This window comes from Streptomyces sp. NPDC004732 (genome assembly GCF_040609235.1).
GTDB lineage: Bacteria > Actinomycetota > Actinomycetes > Streptomycetales > Streptomycetaceae > Streptomyces.
The window spans coordinates 126512-145381 of record NZ_JBEXJR010000020.1; the positions used below are offsets into that span (position 1 = coordinate 126512).

At 70.0% G+C, this 18870-nt stretch carries 20 protein-coding genes; 16 read left to right on the forward strand and 4 right to left on the reverse strand.

All coding sequences use genetic code 11. The features are described 5' to 3' along the window. Positions 1-7: 7 nt before the first annotated feature. Together mtrB and mtrA are read right to left on the reverse strand one after the other, a co-directional pair. Positions 8-2044, reverse strand: coding sequence for an MtrAB system histidine kinase MtrB (gene mtrB / locus ABZV77_RS39165; protein ID WP_356267534.1), 2037 nt, complete (start codon positions 2042-2044; stop codon positions 8-10). Between the two features lies 1 nt (position 2045). Beyond that, a complete protein-coding gene (gene mtrA, locus ABZV77_RS39170; protein ID WP_189176211.1) occupies positions 2046-2735 on the reverse strand; it encodes a two-component system response regulator MtrA in 690 nt (229 codons plus the stop codon). A gap of 1094 nt (positions 2736-3829) precedes the next feature. On the opposite strand from mtrA, the gene ABZV77_RS39175 reads away from it, so the two are divergent. Continuing rightward, entirely contained in the window at positions 3830-4450 is a 621-nt protein-coding gene (locus ABZV77_RS39175; protein ID WP_356267536.1) for a nuclease-related domain-containing protein, read from the forward strand. Positions 4451-4455: 5 nt separating this feature from the next. Here ABZV77_RS39175 and ABZV77_RS39180 read toward each other — a convergent pair whose 3' ends face one another. Beyond that, positions 4456-5214, reverse strand: a complete 759-nt coding sequence (locus ABZV77_RS39180) for a GntR family transcriptional regulator (RefSeq protein WP_356267538.1) — start codon at positions 5212-5214, stop codon at positions 4456-4458. 186 nt (positions 5215-5400) lie between these two features. On the opposite strand from ABZV77_RS39180, the gene ABZV77_RS39185 reads away from it, so the two are divergent. The 10 genes from ABZV77_RS39185 (at position 5401) to ABZV77_RS39230 (ending at position 11741) form a co-directional block, all read left to right on the forward strand. Further along, complete coding sequence (locus tag ABZV77_RS39185; protein WP_356267540.1) at positions 5401-5730, forward strand: hypothetical protein; 330 nt, start codon at positions 5401-5403, stop codon at positions 5728-5730. Positions 5731-5732: 2 nt separating this feature from the next. Then, complete coding sequence (locus ABZV77_RS39190) at positions 5733-7076, forward strand: FtsK/SpoIIIE domain-containing protein (RefSeq protein ID WP_356267542.1); 1344 nt, start codon at positions 5733-5735, stop codon at positions 7074-7076. An 87-nt stretch (positions 7077-7163) separates the two neighbouring features. Then, a complete protein-coding gene (locus tag ABZV77_RS39195) occupies positions 7164-7337 on the forward strand; it encodes a hypothetical protein (RefSeq protein WP_356267544.1) in 174 nt (57 codons plus the stop codon). Between the two features lie 74 nt (positions 7338-7411). Further along, positions 7412-8086: a DUF2637 domain-containing protein gene (locus ABZV77_RS39200; protein WP_356267545.1), complete on the forward strand. Its 675-nt coding sequence runs from the start codon at positions 7412-7414 to the stop codon at positions 8084-8086. A gap of 18 nt (positions 8087-8104) precedes the next feature. Next, entirely contained in the window at positions 8105-8293 is a 189-nt protein-coding gene (locus ABZV77_RS39205) for a mobile element transfer protein (protein WP_356267547.1), read from the forward strand. Between the two features lie 14 nt (positions 8294-8307). Continuing rightward, positions 8308-8676 carry a hypothetical protein gene (locus tag ABZV77_RS39210; protein WP_356267549.1) on the forward strand — a complete coding sequence of 123 codons (369 nt, stop codon included), beginning with the start codon at positions 8308-8310 and terminating at the stop codon, positions 8674-8676. 92 nt (positions 8677-8768) lie between these two features. After that, positions 8769-8951, forward strand: a complete 183-nt coding sequence (locus ABZV77_RS39215; protein WP_356267589.1) for a hypothetical protein — start codon at positions 8769-8771, stop codon at positions 8949-8951. A 2-nt stretch (positions 8952-8953) separates the two neighbouring features. Beyond that, positions 8954-10348 carry a replication initiator protein RepSA gene (gene repSA / locus ABZV77_RS39220; RefSeq protein WP_356267551.1) on the forward strand — a complete coding sequence of 465 codons (1395 nt, stop codon included), beginning with the start codon at positions 8954-8956 and terminating at the stop codon, positions 10346-10348. After that, positions 10345-10533, forward strand: coding sequence for a helix-turn-helix domain-containing protein (locus tag ABZV77_RS39225; protein WP_356267553.1), 189 nt, complete (start codon positions 10345-10347; stop codon positions 10531-10533). Before repSA ends, ABZV77_RS39225 begins: the two co-directional genes overlap by 4 nt. Further along, the gene (locus tag ABZV77_RS39230) at positions 10533-11741 is read left to right on the forward strand and encodes a tyrosine-type recombinase/integrase (protein ID WP_356267555.1); all 1209 of its coding nucleotides are present in this window, start codon (positions 10533-10535) and stop codon (positions 11739-11741) included. Before ABZV77_RS39225 ends, ABZV77_RS39230 begins: the two co-directional genes overlap by 1 nt. An 87-nt stretch (positions 11742-11828) precedes the next feature. Here ABZV77_RS39230 and mtnA read toward each other — a convergent pair whose 3' ends face one another. After that, positions 11829-12986, reverse strand: a complete 1158-nt coding sequence (gene mtnA / locus ABZV77_RS39235) for an S-methyl-5-thioribose-1-phosphate isomerase (RefSeq protein WP_356267557.1) — start codon at positions 12984-12986, stop codon at positions 11829-11831. A 140-nt stretch (positions 12987-13126) separates the two neighbouring features. On the opposite strand from mtnA, the gene ABZV77_RS39240 reads away from it, so the two are divergent. From ABZV77_RS39240 to ABZV77_RS39260, 5 genes are read left to right on the forward strand one after another with little or no spacing between them, the layout of a single operon-like run. Then, the gene (locus tag ABZV77_RS39240) at positions 13127-14458 is read left to right on the forward strand and encodes a glycerophosphoryl diester phosphodiesterase membrane domain-containing protein (protein WP_356267559.1); all 1332 of its coding nucleotides are present in this window, start codon (positions 13127-13129) and stop codon (positions 14456-14458) included. Between the two features lie 4 nt (positions 14459-14462). Further along, on the forward strand, positions 14463-15188 hold the full coding sequence (locus ABZV77_RS39245; protein ID WP_356267561.1) for a DUF4129 domain-containing protein: 726 nt from the start codon (positions 14463-14465) through the stop codon (positions 15186-15188). Then, positions 15185-16468 (forward strand): DUF4350 domain-containing protein, encoded by a 1284-nt coding sequence (locus ABZV77_RS39250; protein WP_356267563.1) that lies wholly within the window; start codon positions 15185-15187, stop codon positions 16466-16468. Before ABZV77_RS39245 ends, ABZV77_RS39250 begins: the two co-directional genes overlap by 4 nt. Beyond that, complete coding sequence (locus ABZV77_RS39255) at positions 16465-17454, forward strand: MoxR family ATPase (RefSeq protein WP_356267565.1); 990 nt, start codon at positions 16465-16467, stop codon at positions 17452-17454. Before ABZV77_RS39250 ends, ABZV77_RS39255 begins: the two co-directional genes overlap by 4 nt. Further along, the gene (locus tag ABZV77_RS39260) at positions 17454-18764 is read left to right on the forward strand and encodes a DUF58 domain-containing protein (RefSeq protein ID WP_356267567.1); all 1311 of its coding nucleotides are present in this window, start codon (positions 17454-17456) and stop codon (positions 18762-18764) included. The genes ABZV77_RS39255 and ABZV77_RS39260 overlap by 1 nt, the downstream gene beginning before the upstream one ends. The last annotated feature ends 106 nt before the right edge of the window (positions 18765-18870 follow it).

Consider the following 18870-nt stretch of genomic DNA (forward strand, 5'->3'; position numbering starts at 1 on the left):
GACGTGGTCAGCGCCCACGAGTGTTCTCCTCTTCCGTCACACCCGGCTCACCCGTCGGCTCGCCGTCCAGCGGCCGACGCGGCACGACCCTCGACCCGTTGCCGGGCAGCGCCGTCGGATCCACGGGACCTGCCTGCAGGAGCCGCGGCGGTATCGGCCCCTTCGCGGGCACGGGCGGCTGCACCCGCTCGGACGCCAGCGCGGACGGCTGCGCGGGAACCGTGGCCAGCTTGCTCGCGCCGCCGACGGGCAGCCCGGCGTCGTTCAGACCCCGGCGCCTGCGCGAGTCGTCGGGCTCCAGCGGTATCGGCGAACCCCGCAGCGGCTCGTCCGCCGTCCTCGGCAGCGTGAGCCGGAACTGCGAGCCGCCGCCCGGCTCGCCCCAGGCCTGCAGCCAGCCGCCGTGCAGTCGCGCGTCCTCCAGGGCGATGGACAGCCCGAGCCCCGTACCACCGGTGGTACGGGCGCGTGCCGGATCCGCCCGCCAGAAGCGGCTGAACACCCGGGTCGCCTCGCCGGGCTTGAGTCCCACTCCGTAGTCCCGCACCGCGACGGCGACCGCGCCGCCCGCGGCCGCGAGCCGCACCACGACGTCCTTGCCCTCGCCGTGCTCCACGGCGTTGACGACGAGATTGCGCAGCACCCGCTCCACACGCCGCGCGTCGGCCTCCGCGACCACGGGCTGCTGGTCCCCCACGACCCGTATGTGCGTGCCCTTGCGCTCGGCGAGCAGCTCCGCGCCGCCGACGACCCTGCGTACGACTTCCCGGAGGTCTATCGGCTCGGCCTCCAGCGCGGCCGCGCCCGCGTCGAACCTGCTGATCTCCAGCAGATCGGCGAGCAGCGACTCGAAGCGGTCCAGCTGGTCGGCGAGCAGCTCCGCCGACCGCGCGGTCACCGGATCGAAGTCGACCCGCGCCTCGTGAATGACATCGGCAGCCATCCGGACCGTCGTCAGCGGCGTCCGCAACTCATGCGATACGTCGGACACGAACCGTCGCTGCATCCGCGACAGCTCCTCCAGCTGCTGGATCTTCAGCTGCAGGTTCTGCGCCATCTTGTTGAAGGCCTCACCGAGCCGCGCGATGTCGTCCTCTCCGGTGACCTTCATACGTTCCTGAAGGCGCCCGGCGGAGAGCCGCTCGGCGATGCCCGCGGCCATCCGGACCGGCGTGACGACCTGCCGCACCACCAGCCAGGCAATGGCCCCGAGGAGCACCACGACGAAGAGCCCGGCGGTCGCGAGGGTCGTCCTGACCAGGTTCAGCGACTCCTCCTCCTGCGTCAGCGGGAAGAGGTAGTACAGCTGGTACGGATCGCCGTTGAGATCGTTGAGCCGCTTGCCGATCACCAGACCCGACTGCAGCTCCCGGCCGTCGTCGTAGACGATCCGCGTATTGGCCTGATAGACGCCCGTGCCGTTGTCGACCTGGCGGCGCAGCTCCTCCGGCACGCTCAGGATCGGCTCCACGCCGCCCGAGGCACGCGAGCCCCGCACGCTCCCGGAGTCACCCGCGGAGGTCGGGCTCAGCGTCACGACGGCGAACGCGTTCTGACCGCCGCTGGAGAGCTGCTCGACGAGGTCGGACATCCACACGGCGGCATTGCGCCCGTCGGCGGTGCTGCCGTCCTGGCCCTGGCCCTGTCCCGCACTCTGCCGCGCGGCGTTGACACTGTCCTGCGCCGCCCTGAAGCCACCGTCGGCCTGGCTCTGCGACGCCTTCACCTTGGCCTTGAGCAGGCCGTTGTTCACCGAGCTCATGACGGCGAATCCGAGCATGAGAACCACGCCGAGCGACATCAGCAGGGTCGTCGCAACGACCTTCAGCTGGATGTTGCGCCGCCACAGCCGCACTGCGGGCAGCAGCGGGCGGCGCACCCAGCGCACGAAGAGCCGGAGCACAGGACTGCCCTGCACTCCGCCCTGCAGCAGCAGCCCGCCGTCGACGAGCCGCCCGAACCCGGACGAGCGCCGCCCCGGTCCAGTCCGCCCCGAACGAGCCCCCGGACCCCCGGGCGCCGAGGGGGAACTGTCCCGGGACACGTCAGCTCGGTCCGGCCTTGTAACCGACACCACGGACGGTCACCACGATCTCCGGCCGCTCCGGGTCGCGCTCGACCTTCGACCGCAGCCGCTGGACGTGCACGTTCACCAGCCGGGTGTCCGCCGCGTGCCGGTAGCCCCAGACCTGCTCGAGCAGCACCTCACGCGTGAACACCTGCCACGGCTTGCGGGCCAGCGCGACCAGCAGGTCGAACTCCAGCGGCGTCAGCGCGATCGACTGCCCGTCCCGCTTCACGGAGTGCCCCGCCACGTCGATGACCAGGTCACCTATGGCCAGCTGCTCCGGAGCGGGCTCCTCCGACCTCCGCAGCCGCGCCCGGATCCGGGCCACGAGCTCCTTCGGCTTGAACGGCTTGACGATGTAGTCATCCGCCCCCGACTCCAGACCGACCACCACGTCAACGGTGTCGCTCTTGGCCGTGAGCATCACGATCGGCACTCCGGACTCCGCCCTGATCAGGCGGCACACCTCGATGCCGTCGCGCCCCGGCAGCATCAAGTCGAGCAGCACAAGATCAGGCTTGGCCTCCCGAAAAGCGGCCAGCGCCTTGTCGCCATCAGCAACGAACGACGGCTCAAAACCTTCACCACGCAGCACAATCCCGAGCATCTCGGCCAGTGCGGTGTCGTCGTCGACGACAAGGACTCGTCCCTTCATGCCTGACATCATCCCATTCTCGTAACGGTGACCGGGGCGCTGGTGAGGCAGGTCACGGACCTGTGACGATAGTCGTATCAGGCCACTACTGTCCGCCGTCGTTCGTGGCTGTTGATGTCAGCCATGGATGTCAGCGACGTGCTACCCCAGTCGTTCTGCTCCATTCCTTGGCCCGCCGTGCCCCGCAGACAGGCATGCGGTCGGTGGAGCGGCTTTGGGCGGGAGCTGCTTTGGGGCGAGTGATCATGGCCCCTTAAGCTCATCGCGATTCGGGCAGTCACTGGACCTGCCCGCAAGGTCCGAATCGGGGCCATGATCTTAGAGGCTCGCCCCAAAGTGGCTGCCTAAAGCCGTGGAGCCGACCGCCCCAGCCCCCACGATCCCCCCGTCCACGGCCCGCATGATCCAACGAAGCCCAAGCCGTCGCGCACCTGCTTGTAGAGCACAAAGCGTCTGTTGGGTCCGTGGCCGCACCTGGCGTGCGGGCCTATGGGCAATGCCGTCTTCCCTCAGGGGCGGGCCTGGTGCTGTGGGCCAGGCAGGGGAATCAGCACTCGGTCCGGTGCATCGGCCCATGGGCGGGATCAGAGCGTTAAGCGTGATTATCCCGTGGCAACTATGAGGTGCCGCGGGGCCGGGGCGGGGCGGCGCGGGCCGAAGGCAGGAGCGAAGCCCCAGCCCCGAGCCCGCGGCGGCCCGCAGTGCGGGCCGGTGGGGTGTGATCTACGCAGCGGCGACCGGAAGCCGATAGGGCCAGCGCGACCGGATGCCGAAGGCAAGAGTCCCCCGGCCAGGGGCCATGGCGTCGTAAGCCGGTGACCGCCGGGGATGGAGGCTGAAGCCCTGGGGGTCCGTGAAGCATGGGAGGGCCGAGGTTCCCATGGGTGAGCTGTCGAGTCCTGTTATTCCAAGGTGCGCGACGGCTTGGGCTTCGTTGGATCATGCGGGCCGTGGTCCCAGGGATCGCCCCTCCCCTCCCCGCCCCAAGGGGGCGGGGCTTGATGAGGTAGAGAAAGTCGTAACAGCTCCCTGGCTGGATACCGGCCTTGGCGCCGCTACGCCTCCGTGGTGATCTGGGCAAACAAGCTCAGACGGGGGAGGCGGACATGTACGCAGAGCAAGGCGACTTAGCTTCGAACCGACCTGGTGATGCTGTCAGGCGCAAGATCGTTGAACTCCAACCGAGCCCCTTGCTGCGGCTCGTTGGCCGGTGGCTACCCGGAACGGAGATCTACAGTTGGGCCAACGGCCTTGTCGGCGAGCGATTCACTGGTCGGAACCTAGACAGGCTCAAGCGACACGGGTGGGGCATCCTCCACGCTGTTCAGTGGGATAGCGGTTCAGACATCGACCACTTGGCCATCGGACCCTCTGGCGTTTTCACGATCAACTCGAAGCGCCACAAGGGGAAGACCGTTTGGTACGGGGACACCGCGATCACGGTTAACCGCGCACCGACTCGCCACGTGGTGATCAGCCAGCACGAAGCGCGTCGCGCCTCCAAAGCCCTATCCCGTCGTTGCGGCTTTGAAGTGCCAGTGCGACCGGTGATCGCCATAGTGGACGCGGCCAAGCTGACAGTGAAGAACGCCGCCTCCCCAGTGCTCGTGCTGTCAGCAGATCAAGTGGGCAGAGTCTTGTCCGGCTTGTCGCCGACCCTCTCCAAAGAGCAGGTGGAGCGGGTGTACGCAGTGGCGCGTGATCCACGTACGTGGGCTGCCCTGTGATCGCGCTACGCGTCGAAGTCGTACTCCAGGATGTACGACGCTGAGTCGAGAACCATTTCATTGATCTCGACTGGGCGTCCTTCATCAGCGAAGGCTGTGCGACAAATCATGATCACTGGGGTGCCCAACGCCAGGTTGAGGCGACTTGCCTCCTCCTGTGACGGCATCCGACAGCGGATCTCTTCGCGGAAGTGGACGGGCTTATAGCCGAGTTCGGCCAGACGCGCGTACGTACCACCGGGGCCAGTGTCTTCCTGAGTGATCGCTGAGCCTGCGACCAAGTCAGCTGGCAGGTACGAGGTCGAAACGAGAACGGGCTTCTCGTCGAGCACGAAACGTCGACTGCGCACGCACGTCGGTGCCCCCGGCTCCATATCGAGAACCTGGGCGATGCGCTCCGGCGCCTCGACCTCAAAGACCTGCATCTGATCCACGACCAGGGTGCGATCGTCGATATCTGCTGCCCAGATCGAGCGGCCCGATCCCCACTGTTCGCGCGAAAGCCTCTGGATGCCTCGCCGCCTGAGCGGTTTGAAGTCTCTGACGAAGACGCCAGCCCCCTTGCGGGACTCTGCCAAGCCTTCGTTCTGCAAGACGCCTAGTGCTTGACGTGCAGTCATGCGGGCCACGTCGTGGGTGGCCATGAGGTCGTTCTCTCCTGGTAGCCGATCACCGGGGCTGTACTCGCCTGCCTGGATCGCTTCCCTCAGCGCGTCGGCAATGCGCTGGTACTTCGGCTGGCGCTGGCTGCCCTGGGTGGCCATGCAACCCCTCCTCTCCTCTCTAGACAGCTTAGGTGCCTTACCTGACACGCAACCAATCGGCTGGCCGCAACGACGACCACAGCCTCTCTAGAGATGTATTGACAGCACATCTCTAGAGAGGTTCTACTGAGACATCTCTAGAGAGGCTGCCCAGACGGGGTGACCTCGTGAACGAGGAGACGTCGCATGCCGTCCTTCAAGATCGACGTTTCGACCGCTGTGGTGTTCGTGGCGACCGCGCCGGAACCGAAGATGGTCAACAAGAAGACCGGAGAGCGGGCCGTGGACCGGGAGACCGGTGCGGGTCTGTCGACCGTGGGCCTGCTCGTCTCGGATGAGGGAGAGGGGAACCTCTACCAGGTGACGGTGCCGGAGACGGGTCTCCCGGAGAGTCTGACGCCGGGCATGCCGGTCTCGGTGATCGGCCTCAAGGCGCGTGACTGGGAGAACGAGTTCAACGGGCAGAAGCGCCACGGGATCTCGTTCCGCGCGGTCGCGGTCACCACGGGGGCCTGATCATGGGCCTCGGGACCTGTTTACTGCTGGCCGCTGTCGCAGTGGTCGCCGGTGGGCTTGCCTGGGCGAAGGTCTGCGCGCCGCGTGTGTACTGGTCGCTGGTCGGCCTGCCGCTGGCCTGGGGCCGGTTCGTACTCACCTACCGGTCCACGATGGAGGTGTGCGGGCTGACGGTGCAGCCGTCGGGTCTGCGGGCGTTCATGACTCGCAAGGTGACCCGTCGGGAGGTACGGCCGCAGCCTCCCAAGGTCCGCCGGGTGCGGCCCACCTCCACCGGATTACGGATCTCGCTGCGGCTCCCCGCAGGTCTGGAACCAGCGGATGTCGCGGCGGCCTCGGAACGGCTGCGGCACGCCTGGGGAGTCCGCTCGGTGATCGTACGAGAGACCCGTCCGGGCATCGTCGAACTGCGCATGACCGGCTACGACGTACTCGCCCGAGTACGCATGCCGCGCCGCTCGAAGGTCAAGGGCCCGATGGTCGTTCCCGTCGCGCTGCGGGAGGACGGCTCGGTGTTCGCCAGGGACTATCGCAAGGTCCCGATGGCCTTGACCTTGGGCGCCAACCAGTCGGGCAAGTCGGTGTACCAGCGCAACTTGGTCGCTGGGCTGGCCAAGCTGCCGGTGGGCCTGGTCGGGATCGACTGCAAACGCGGGGTGGAGCAGAGCCGGTACGCGCCTCGCCTGTCGGCACTGGCGACCACCCCGGAGGAAGCCGGACGGCTCCTTGATGTGCTGGTCACCGAGATGGAAGACCGCTTCGATCTGCTCAGCCTGCATGGCGTCTCCGACCTGTGGGACCTGCCCGAACACGCGCGGCCGGTACCGCTAGTGGTGCTTGTCGATGAGGTGGCGGAACTGTTCTTGGTGGCCGCGAAGAAGGATGAAGCGGCCCGGGATCAGATGGTCATGCAGATGGTCCGGCTTGCGCAGATGGCCCGCGCGATCGGCATCTACCTGGAGGTCTGTGGGCAGCGCTTCGGCTCCGAGCTGGGCAAGGGCGCCACCACGCTCCGCGCGCAGCTCACCGGACGGGTCGTGCACCGCGTCAACGACAAACAGACAGGTGACATGGGCCTGGGTGACATCGCGCCCGAAGCAGTCCAGGCGGTGACGACCATCCCGCCGGACCGTCCCGGGGTAGCGGTGGCCGGTGACTCCTCCGGCGGCTGGTCCCGCATCCGCACCCCCGCCATGACCCCCACTGAGGCTGCGGCCATCTGCCGCGAATTCGCACACCTGACCCCGGACCTGGCCTTCTTGGCCCCCTTCCGGCCGCTGGCGCGCCCCGAGCCCACGCCCCAGCCTGCGCCGCCCCGGGTGGCTCCCCGCCCGGTCACCGAATAACAGCACCTCCTGCACACCGGTCGGCGTGACCGTCTCGCGCCAGGCCCCTACCCCACCCATGCCGGACGCCAGTTGGGAGATCACCTCATGGCCGCACGCAAGCCCGCCACGAAGCCCCGCGTGAAGAAGTGCCCGGAGTGCAAGGGCAAGGGCGAGATCACCGAAACCGTCCGGGTCGGCGCACGTAAGGGTCGCGCCACCGCTGATCAGCAGACCGCCTTGTGCACGGCGTGCTGGGGCTCGGGCGAAGCCACCCACTGAAGCCCGTCGGGGCCGGGCGGCCACAGACGGCTCCCTGCCCGGCCCCGGCTCGATTCCGCGAAGGAGGTGAGGACATGACCCGATCGATCCGTCTGGACGCCGTACTCATCCAAGCCGTGATCGCCGGAGCCCTGTCCTTCTCCCACCTGCACGACCTGGCCGAGGCCGCCGGACAGACCGGCTGGCAGGCCTGGGCCTACCCGATCTCGGTCGACTTGCTCTTGGTCGCCGCGTGGCGTCGCCTCCGTAGCGGTGGCCCGTCCAGGTTGGCCTGGTGCTGGTTCCTGGTCGCCCTGGTCGCCTCGCTCGGCGCCAACGTCGCCACCGCCGGGTTCCTCGACATGCAACACCCCCCGGCCTGGCTGCGGTTCGGCGTCGCCGGATGGCCCGCGCTGGCCTTCCTCGGCGGCACGCTCCTGGCCCACGCACCAGGGGCAAGGTCGCCTGCGGACACCAAGGCCACGCAGTGGCCGCCGGTTCCGCCGGCGCCCGCGGCCCCGGCCCCCGCACCCGAAATACCCACCCCGGAAAAAGACTCGGAGCCCGAGGAAATCCCGGCCCCGGAATCGACTCCGACCTTGCCTGAAACCGCGGTGTTTGAGGTCCCTCCGGCGCTCATCGAGCACGCCCGGAAGGTCGCCGCAGAGCATCGCGGCCGGACCGGCGCCCGAATCGACGCGGCCACCCTGCGGGTCCGCCTGGGGGTTCCCGAAGCACTCGCCACCACGATCGTCGCCCAACTCGCCTGATTCGAAAGGAGATCCACCATGCCCCGCCCGAACCGCTTCTTCGACGTGATCCGCATCGGTCCCGTTCAGGTCGGCAGCTACAACGACGGACGCGGCCGTACCAAGCACACCGCCGCCTGCACCGCCCCCGCCTGTGGCTTCTCCACCGACTACACCGGGCGTGCTGCGGCCGAACTCGCCGCCCGCACCCATCACTGCACGGCCTGACGAGGAGCTGTCCCATGCGACTGCCCGACGAACAGTTCCGCGCCGGACACATCCCCACCGAGCTCTACCGGCGGATCCCACCGAACGCCGACATGGCCAAGGTCGTGATCGTGCAGGAAGCGCCCCGCTCCTACAAGGGCCCGATCCTGCTCACTCTGGCCATTACCACCGGGACCGTGATCGTCCTCCTGGTGATCGCCTTCGTCGTTCAGATCATCGCCGCATCGATCATCGCGGTTCTGTCGGCCACGTGCGGTCTGAGCTACTCGCTCAACCGGGGCTCCAAGAAGGGCAGTTCCCGCCCGATCACCAAGGGCCGGACTGTTCGACGACCGGCACCGCGGTCCCGGCCCGTGCGGTCCAAGGGGCGGCGCTTCAAGTAGCGGCCTTCCGGGGCGGAAGCAACCGCCAAGTTTCCCCCGCCCCGGACGGCTCCACCACTTCCCGATCATCGATCCGAAAGGGCCCATCCATGATGCCTCAGTACGCCTCGAACCGGCCGGTCTGCCGCAACTGCGACGGCTTCCCCACGGTGGCCATCACCACCGGCGCCCGCTACCACGACGGCTCCCGCGTGACCGTCCGCGCCACCTGCCGTACCTGCAACGGCACCGGCCACACCGCCCCGGCCGCCACGCTCACCCGCGCCGGACGCTGACCATGACCGACACCGCCACCATGGCGGGCCTGGACCCGGCCACCCTCACCGACATCTTGAGGGTGGCCGGGTCCCCGGGCTTCGACCGCATCCAGGGCCAGATCCGCCGTACCGGCGGCTGCTCCGACCCGATCCACCTGCACGGCACGACCGTTACCCGCGACCGCACGACCGGTCAGGTCCTCTACGCCTACTCCACCGATACCGAGCCCGGCGGAAAACTCCGGCTCGCCTGCGGCAACCGCCGCGCCTCCCGCTGCCCCTCCTGCGCCTGGACGTATGCGGGCGACACCTATCACCTGATCCGCGCCGGACTCGTCGGAGACCCGGCCAAGGGCACCCCGCCCACCGTCCGTGAACACCCCCGCGTCTTCGCCACCCTCACCGCCCCGAGCTTCGGCCCCGTCCACAACCGGCCCGGCACCCGGCCCTGCCGCTGCGGCACCCGCCACCCGGAAGGCGCCCCTGAGCTGGGCACCCCGCTCGACCCGGCCGCCTACGACTACGCGGGCGCGGTGCTGTGGAACAACCACGCCTCCGACCTGTGGCGCTACTTCACGATCTACCTCCGCCGCGAGATCGCCCGTCACGCCGGGCTCACCCAGAAAGCCGCCAAGGAACAGTCCCGGCTCTCCTTCGGCAAGGTCGCCGAATACCAAAAGCGCGGCGCCATCCACTTCCATGCCGTGATCCGCTTCGACGGTCCCGAAGGGCCCGACACCCCGCCCCCGCACTGGGCCACCCTCGCCCTGCTCACCGACGCGATCCACGCCGCGGCCGCCCGGGTCCGCGTCGACCTGGCCGCCTCCGGCGACCACCCCGCCCGCGTCTTCTGCTGGGGTGACCGGCTCGACGTCCAGCCGATCAAAGCGTTCGGGGACGGCTCGGAGATCACGGAACAGGCCGTGGCTGCCTACGTCGCGAAGTACGCCACCAAGGCCGCCGAGACCACCGGCACCGTGGACCGCCGCATCGGCAACAAGGAAGCCCTCACCCTGCTCGGCGTCCCGCACCATCCCCGGCGGCTCATTGAGGCCTGCCTCGACCTCCACCACGTCTACCCCGACCGCAAGCTCCGCGACTGGGCCCACATGCTCGGCTTCCGCGGCCACTTCAGCTCGAAGTCCCGCCGCTACTCCACCACCCTCGGCGCCCTCCGCCAGGTCCGCGCCGACTACCGCGCCGCCCAACACCGCGCCGCCCTCGGCCTGCCCGACCCCGACGAGAACCCCGAGGAGACCACCCTCACCCTCGCCCACTGGACCTACGCCGGACACGGCCACACCCCCGGCGAATCCTGGCTCGCCGCCAACATCCGCCGCGACATCGCACAGAGCCGCGAACTCGCCCGTGAGGAGAAGCCCGTGCTCCTCGGTCTGGAAGGAGACGTCACGTGACCACCGCCGTTCCCGAGCTGCTGACCGTGCCCGAAGTCATGGCGCGTCTCAAGTACGGACGTTCCAAGGTCTACGACCTGATTCGCTCTAAGCGGCTCGCTTCGATCACCGAGGGTCGTTCACGACGCATTCCCGCTAGCGCCCTTCAGGACTACATTCGCGAACGCCTTGAGGTGGCCTCCTGATGGCAGGTCAGCGCAAGCGCAACCCCAACGGGTCCGGAACGGTCACTAGGCGTTCCGACGGGCGGTATCAGGCTGCGGTATACGTCCCCCAGCCCGACGGCACGACGAAGCGGAAGTACGCATACGGGAAGACCTTCGACGAGTGCGACCGAAAACGGCGTGAACTGCTTGATCGGGCCGGTGGGGGCATCCCAACGCCGACCCGGGACATGACCTTGGGGCAGTGGTTCGACTACTGGCTAGAGGTCATCGTCAAGCCGGATCTTTCGGCAGGGAGCTACCGGGCGTACGAACAGACGGTTCGAAACCACCTGCGTCCGCGTCTGGGTTCCAAGGTGATGGTCAAGCTCGGCGTCAAGGAACTGCGTGGGGCCGTGAAGCTCTTGGCAGAGGAGAAGACGGCCAAGACCGCCCGGCACGCGGTCCGGGTCCTCTCGGCGGCTCTCACGGCCGCGATGGTTGAGGACATCGGTCTGACGCGGAACGTGGCCAAGCTTGTGCGCGTGCGGGCAGCCACGGACAGCGGCAAGAGCTGGGATGCCGTGACGGTACTTCGCTTCTTGGCCGCTGCGCGGCGCCTGACGGTGTACTACCCGGCCTTCTTGCTTCTCTGCCTGCTCGGCCTGCGGCGTGCCGAGGTGTGCGGCCTGCGGTGGGAGGACATCGATCTGGAGAACCGCATCGTCTGGATCGAGCAACAGCGTCAGCGAACGAGTGCGGGCACGGTTGATGTGGATCTCAAGTCCGACACGTCCAAGGCTCCGCTGCCGCTGCCCGCTCAGTGCCTCGCGCCTCTTCGCTGGACCCGGATGCGGACGGCCTGGTTGCGGGAGCGCGCGATCAGCAACGGTCGCGTCTGGTTCGACGATCCTGAGGGGCATGTGTTCGTCACCCGGACCGGTCGGCCGCTCCTGGCGGAGAACCTCTACCTGACCATGCAGCGAGTCATCGAGGCTGAAGGGCTGGGGAAGATGAACCCCAAGGGCCTCCGCAAGTCCTGCGGCACGCTCCTCGTGCACCTCAAGGCGCATCCCCGGGTCATCAAGGCGATCTTGCGGCACAGTCGGATTGCAACGACTCTCGACATCTACGCCGAGGCCTTGGACCCTGACGTCATCGAGGCGATCGGGCAGCTTGACCGGCTGTTGCGGCAACCGGCCCGCATCCGGCAGTTGCAGGCCGCGCGATCGGCTTCTGAAGCCGACTGATGTACGGCTTAGATGTCACGGCCCCTCTCCCTGCGAATCGCCGCAGGTGGAGGGGCCTTCATCATCGATCAGGCCGACAACATCCCATTAGCTAATCGTTACCTGGCGTGACCTGGCACACAGCTCGGCAAGGCCCTCTGCTGTCACAGGTGACAGAACGCCCTCTTCCGTGACGATCGCCGTCACCAACTCGGGTGGCGTCACGTCGAAAGCAGGGTTGTACGCCTGTGTCCCCAGGGGTGCCACCGGTATCCCGCCTCCCGCTTCCATCCCGATCACCGGCGCATACGGCGCCGTGACCTCCGTCACTTCATGCCCACCCCGCTGCTCCACCTCGATGGCCGCTCCGTCCGGCGTGCCCCGGTCCACAGTCGTCACCGGCGCCACCACGATGAACGGCACGTGGTGATAGCGGGCCAGCACGGCGAGCGGATAGCTCCCCACCTTGTTCGCCACCGAACCGTCGGCCGCGATGCGGTCGGCACCGATCAGCACGGCATCCACCTCACCCGCCGCGAACAGCGAACCCGCCGCGTTGTCCGTAAGCAAGGTGTACGCCATTCCGCTCCGTGCCGCCTCGTAAGCGGTGAGCCTGGCCCCCTGCAGCAGCGGTCTCGTCTCGTCCACCCACAGCCTCCGCAGCCGCCCCTCCCGGTGCGCCTTGAGCGCCACCGCGAACGCCGTGCCCTCCCCTCCGGAGACCAGCGCCCCCGTGTTGCAGTGCGTCAGGATCCGGTGCCCGCCGCCGGGCAGCAGCTCGTCGAGGAGCGTCAGACCGTGCGCCGCCATCCTGGTGCTCGCCTCGGCGTCCTCCGCGTGCAGGGCCCGCGCCGTCTCTAGCGCGGCACCCGCGGCCGCCCGGGCATCGGCGCCGCCCACCACCGCGGCGCGATGCGCGGCCTGGGCCCGGCGCGCCCCGTAGGCCAGGTTGACCGCGGTGGGCCGCGCCCCCGCCAACGAGTCCGCCGCCTCGTCCACGTCGAAGCCCCGGGCCGCGGCGAGCGCGACGCCGTACGCCCCCGCTATGCCCAGGAGCGGTGCCCCTCGCACCGCGAGCCTGCGGATCGCGTCCACCAGAGCCGGTGCGTCGGTGCACACCAGCTCGATCTCCTCGCCCGGCAGCCTGGTCTGGTCGAGCAGGACCAGAACGGGGCCTTCGGGTGGGTCGTCCCAACGGATCGCGGGAACCGCGGGGAGCTCGGTCGGCCGTTTGTCCTCGCTGGATTGCGCGTACTGATCAGCCATCCGCCCAGTCTGCCCCGTACCCGGCGGACAATTGAAGGTATCCAGCCCCTACGGCGCCCGGTCACCTCGCGGGTGCCCCGTGGCACGATGGCTGGCAACCTGCCGCCGCACCCGCGGACGGGCACCTTGAAGGAGCGACGATGAACGACACTCCGGGCTGGGCATCGCCCGGATCTGCCCCCTCCGACGGACCGGACTCCGGCAAGCCGGACGCGACAGGGCCCGCCGACGCCGAGACCGATCGGCAGAGCGGCCCGTCCAAGTGGTCCAAGGAGCAGCCGCCGCCCGCCCAGTGGTCCCCGCCCAGCGAGCAGGCCCCGGGCCAGGCACCGCCTCCGCCGCCCCCGCCGCCCGGTCAGGGCGGCGGCTGGAGCTGGGGCGGCAGGCCCCCCGGCCCTGGTGGCCCCGGAGGTCCCGGTGGCCCCGGCGCTCCGGGAGGTCCCGGCGGCTACCGCGGCTGGGGAGCCTGGCAGGGCCCGCCGCCCGCCGCCAAGCCCGGCGTCATCCCGCTCCGCCCGCTCGGCGTCGGCGAGATCCTCGACGGCGCGGTGTCGACCATGCGCGCCCACTGGCGCACGGTTCTCGGCATCTCCCTCACCGTGGCCGTGCTCACCGAGATCGTCGTCGTCCTCCTGCAAGGCCTCGTCCTCGACAAGTCCGTCGACACCGAGGCCCTCGACGACCCGAGCGCGACCGTCGGCGAACTGACCCGCGCCCTGGGCGACACCATGCTCAGCTCCGGGGTGGTCCTCCTGATCACCCTGCTCGGCACGATCGTCGCGACCGCCCTGCTCACTATGGTCACCAGCCGCGCGGTGCTCGGTAAGTCGGTGACCACCTCGGAGGCCTGGCAGGACTCCCGCCCCCAGCTGGCCAAGCTGTTCGGCCTGACCCTGCTCATTCCGCTCATCGCGGTGGCCGTCGTCGGCGTCGGCATCCTGCCCGGACTGCTGATCGGGCTGGCGGGCGCGTCCGACGCCGGAGCCAGCCTCGCCGTACTCGGCGGGCTCGGCGCGGCCGTCGCCGCCCTCTGGATCGTGGTCCGCCTCTCCCTCGCCTCCCCCGCACTCATGCTGGAGAAGCAGGGCATCAAGAAGTCCCTCACCCGCTCGGCCAAGCTGGTCCGTGGCTCCTGGTGGCGGGTCTTCGGCATCCAGCTGCTCGCGGCGATCATCGCGAACGTCGTGGCGTCGATCATCGTCATCCCGTTCACGTTCCTCGCGGGCGCGGTCAGCGGCGACGGCGTCACCGGCTTCCTCGACAGCACCGGCGAGCTCGGCTGGACGTTCCTGATCGTCAGCGGCGTCGGCTCGATCATCGGCTCCATGCTGACGTTCCCGATCACGGCCGGAGTCACCGTGCTCCTCTACATCGACCAGCGGATCCGCCGCGAGGCCCTCGACCTCGAACTCGCCCGCGCCGCCGGCCTCCCGGGCCACGCCCCCACCCCGCCCGGCGCCTCGGGGAGCTGATGCAGTGACCGCGGCGGGGGCCGTACTCAGCAGGCTCGGCGCGGCACCGCTCCTGCCGCGCACCGGCGACGAGCCACCGGTGACGATCCCGCGCGACCCCGCGCGGGAGGCCGCCGAACGCGAACTGTCCAAGCCGATGTACCACGAGAACGATCCCGGCCTCTTCCAGCGCGCTCTCGACCGCTTCTGGGGCTGGGTCGACGACCTGTTCTCCGCCGCCTCGGGGGCCACCCCGGGCGGCGGGCTCGGACTCCTGGTCATCGTGCTGGCCGTCCTGCTCCTGGCCGCCGCCCTGTGGTGGCGCCTCGGCACCCCCCACCGCGCCGCCACCTCGGCCCCGGCCCTCTTCGACGACCGCCCCCGCAGCGCGGCGGAACACCGCGCCGCCTCCGAGGCACACGCCGACCGCGCCCAGTGGACCCAGGCCGTCCAGGAACGCATGCGTGCCGTCGTCCGCGCCCTGGAGGAACGCGCACTCCTGGACCCCCGCCCCGGCCGAACCGCCGACGAGGCCGCGGCGGAGGCGGGCCGCACCCTCCCCGCCCACACCGACCGACTCCGCTCCGCCGCCCATGCGTTCGACGACGTGACGTACGGCGGCCGGACCGCCGACGAAGCGGCATACCTCCGCCTCGCCGAGCTCGACCGCGACCTGCAGAACACCAGACCGGTCCTGACCGGCGCCGCCCCCACCACACCGAGCAGCAGCTCCCAGGGGGCCGCCGAATGACCGGCCCCACCCCCTCCACCGAGCCACACCACCCTGCCGGGCCCACCGAGCCGACCGCCCCCACGGCCACGGCCACGGAACAGCCCACCGCACCACCCCCCGCCTCCTCGACCTCGCTCTCCCCCACACCCCGCCGGATCTGGACCCGCTCCCGAGGCATCGCCCTCGCCCTGGTCGTCCTCATCGCGACGGCCGTCGCCATCGCCGCGGTCCGCTCCGGCGCCCAGCACGGCCGCCTCGACCCCCGCTCCGCCGACTCCCGCGGAAGCCGGGCCGTCGCCGAACTCCTCGACGACCGAGGCGTGTCCACCCGCGTGGTCACCAGCACCGAAGAGGCCCGCTCCGCGACCGGCCCCGACACGACCCTCCTCGTCGCCAACCCCGACGTGCTCACCGACCGCCAGCGCACCCGCCTCCACGCCGCCACCGAGGACGCGGGCAGCCGCACCGTCCTCGTCACCCCCGGCGCCTCGTCGGTCGGCGACCTCGCCCCCGGCGTCACCGCGAGCGGCACGACCAGCACCGACTCCACGCTCTCCCCCGACTGCGCCCTCCCGGCCGCCCGCCGCGCGGGCCTCGCCGACATGGGCGGCATCCGCTACGACACCCTCGCGCCGGACGCCGAGGCCTGCTACTTCAGCGACGGCCTCCCCAGCCTCCTGCATCTCCCCGCCCCCCGCGGAAAGGGCGACACCGTCGTCCTCGGCGCCCCCGACATCCTCTACAACGACCGCCTCGACCAGCAGGGCAACGCCTCACTCGCCCTGCAACTCCTCGGCTCCCGCCCCCACTTGGTCTGGTACCTCCCCTCCCTCTCCGACGACCAGGCCGCCACCGAAGCCGAACGCCGCGGCTTCTTCGACCTGATCCCCTCCGGCTGGCGCTGGGGCACCCTGCAGCTCGCCATCGCCGCCGCACTCGCCGCCCTGTGGCGCGCCCGCCGCTTCGGCCCCCTCGTCGCCGAACGCCTCCCCGTCGCCATCCGCGCCTCTGAGGCCGTCGAGGGCCGCGCCCGGCTCTACCGCAAGGTGAACGCCCGCGACCGCGCAGCCGCGGCACTGCGCACCGCCGCGCGCACCCGCCTCGCCTCCCTCGTCGGCGTACCCCCCGCCCAGACACACGCGCCCGAGACCCTGATCCCCGCGCTGTCCGCCCGCCTGCACACCCCCGGCCACGACCTGCACCCCCTCCTCTTCGGGCCACCCCCGGGCAACGACGCCGCACTCATCGCCCTCGCCGACCAACTCGACGCCCTCGAAAGAGAGGTACGCCACTCATGACGGACCCGACCACCGACACCGGGCCCACCGGAGATCCCCACAGCTCACGCGCTTCCCTCGAAGCCCTGCGCGCCGAGATCTCCAAGGCCGTGGTCGGCCAGGACCCCGCCGTCACGGGTCTCGTCGTCGCCCTCCTCTGCCGCGGCCACGTCCTACTAGAAGGAGTCCCTGGGGTAGCCAAAACGTTGCTCGTCCGCGCTCTCGCCGCGAGCCTCGAACTGGACACCAAGCGCGTCCAGTTCACCCCCGACCTGATGCCGAGCGACATCACGGGCTCCCTCGTCTACGACGCCCGCTCCACCGAGTTCTCCTTCCAGCCCGGCCCGGTCTTCACCAACCTCCTGCTGGCCGACGAAATCAACCGCACCCCGCCGAAGACCCAGTCCTCGCTCCTCGAAGCGATGGAAGAACGCCAGGTCACCGTCGACGGCACCCCGCGCCCGCTCCCTGAGCCGTTCCTCGTCGCCGCCACCCAGAACCCGGTCGAGTACGAAGGCACGTACCCCCTCCCCGAAGCCCAACTGGACCGTTTCCTCCTCAAGCTGACGGTCCCTCTCCCCTCCCGCCAGGACGAGATCGACGTCCTCACCCGGCATGCGGAGGGCTTCAACCCCCGTGATCTGCGCGCCGCCGGTGTACGTCCCGTAGCGGGCGCCGCCGACCTGGAAGCCGCCCGCGCCGCCGTCGCCAAGACCTCCATCTCCCCCGAGATCACCGCGTACGTCGTGGACATCTGCCGCGCCACCCGGGAATCCCCGTCGCTCACCCTCGGCGTCTCCCCCCGAGGCGCCACAGCCCTGCTCTCCACGGCCCGCGCCTGGGCCTGGCTGACCGGCCGCGACTACGTCATCCCCGACGACGTGAAGGCCCTCGCCCTCCCCACCCTCCGCCACCGGATCCAACTCCGCCCGGAGGCCGAGATGGAGGGCGTCACCGCCGACTCCGTCATCAACGCGATCCTCGCGCACGTCCCGGTCCCCCGCTGATGGCCCTCACCGGACGCACCGCCCTCTTGGCCGCCCTCGGCACGCTCCCCGTCGGCCTGTGGGACCCCAGCTGGACCGGCATCCTCGCCGTCAACACCCCGCTGGCCCTGGCCTGCGCCTGCGACTTCGCCCTGGCCGCCCCCGTACGCCGCCTCGGACTGACCCGCTCCGGCGATACGTCCGTACGCCTCGGTGAGACCGCCGACGTCGACCTCACCATCACCAACCCGTCCCGCCGCCCCCTGCGCGCCGACCTCCGCGACGCCTGGCCCCCCAGCAGCCAACAGCCCGGCACCGAGACCACCGCATCACGTCACCGCCTGGCCATCCCTCCGGGCGAACGCCGCCGCCTCACCACACGCCTGAGCCCCTCCCGCCGCGGCGACCACGAAGCCGACCGCGTGACGGTCCGCTCGTACGGCCCCCTCGGCCTCTTCACCCGCCAGGGCAGCCACAAGGTCCCCTGGTCCCTGCGCGTCCTGCCCCCCTTCGCCAGCCGGAAGCACCTCCCGTCCAAGCTGGCGCGACTCCGCGAACTCGATGGCCGCACCAGCGTGCTGACGCGCGGACAGGGCACGGAGTTCGACAGCCTGCGCGAGTACGTCCCCGGTGACGACACCCGCTCCATCGACTGGCGCGCCACCGCCCGCCAGTCCACCCTCGCGGTACGCACCTGGCGCCCGGAACGCGACCGCCACATCCTCATCGTCCTCGACACCGGCCGTACGTCGGCGGGCCGCGTGGGCGACGCCCCGCGCCTCGACGCCTCCATGGACGCGGCCCTGCTCCTCGCAGCCCTCGCCTCCCGCGCCGGCGACCGTGTGGACCTCCTCGCCTACGACCGCCGGGTACGTGCCCTGGTGCAGGGCCGCTCCGCAGGGGACGTCCTCCCCTCCCTGGTCAACGCGTTGGCGACCCTGGAGCCCGAGCTCATCGAGACGGACGCCCGAAGCCTGACGTCGACGGCTCTCCGTACCGCCCCGCGTGCTTCCTTGATCGTGCTGCTCACCAGCCTCGACACGGCCCCGATCGAAGAGGGCCTGCTCCCCGTCCTCCCCCGGCTGACCAAACGCCACCGAGTCCTGGTGGCATCGGTCGCCGATCCTCACATCGAGGAAATGGCGACCTCACGTGGCACAACGGAAGCGGTCTACGACGCAGCGGCAGCCGCCCAGGCCCAGTCGGAACGCCACCGCACGGCGGAACAGCTCAGGCACCGAGGCGTCACCGTCGTGGACGCCACCCCTCAGTCCCTCGCACCTGCTTTGGCAGACGCATACCTCTCCCTCAAATCCGCAGGCCGCCTCTGAGAAGAGAGGGTCTGGAACGCAGAAAACCCCCGCACCAAAGGTGCGGGGGTTTTCTCTACAATGAGTTCGGCGGCGTCCTACTCTCCCACAGGGTCCCCCCTGCAGT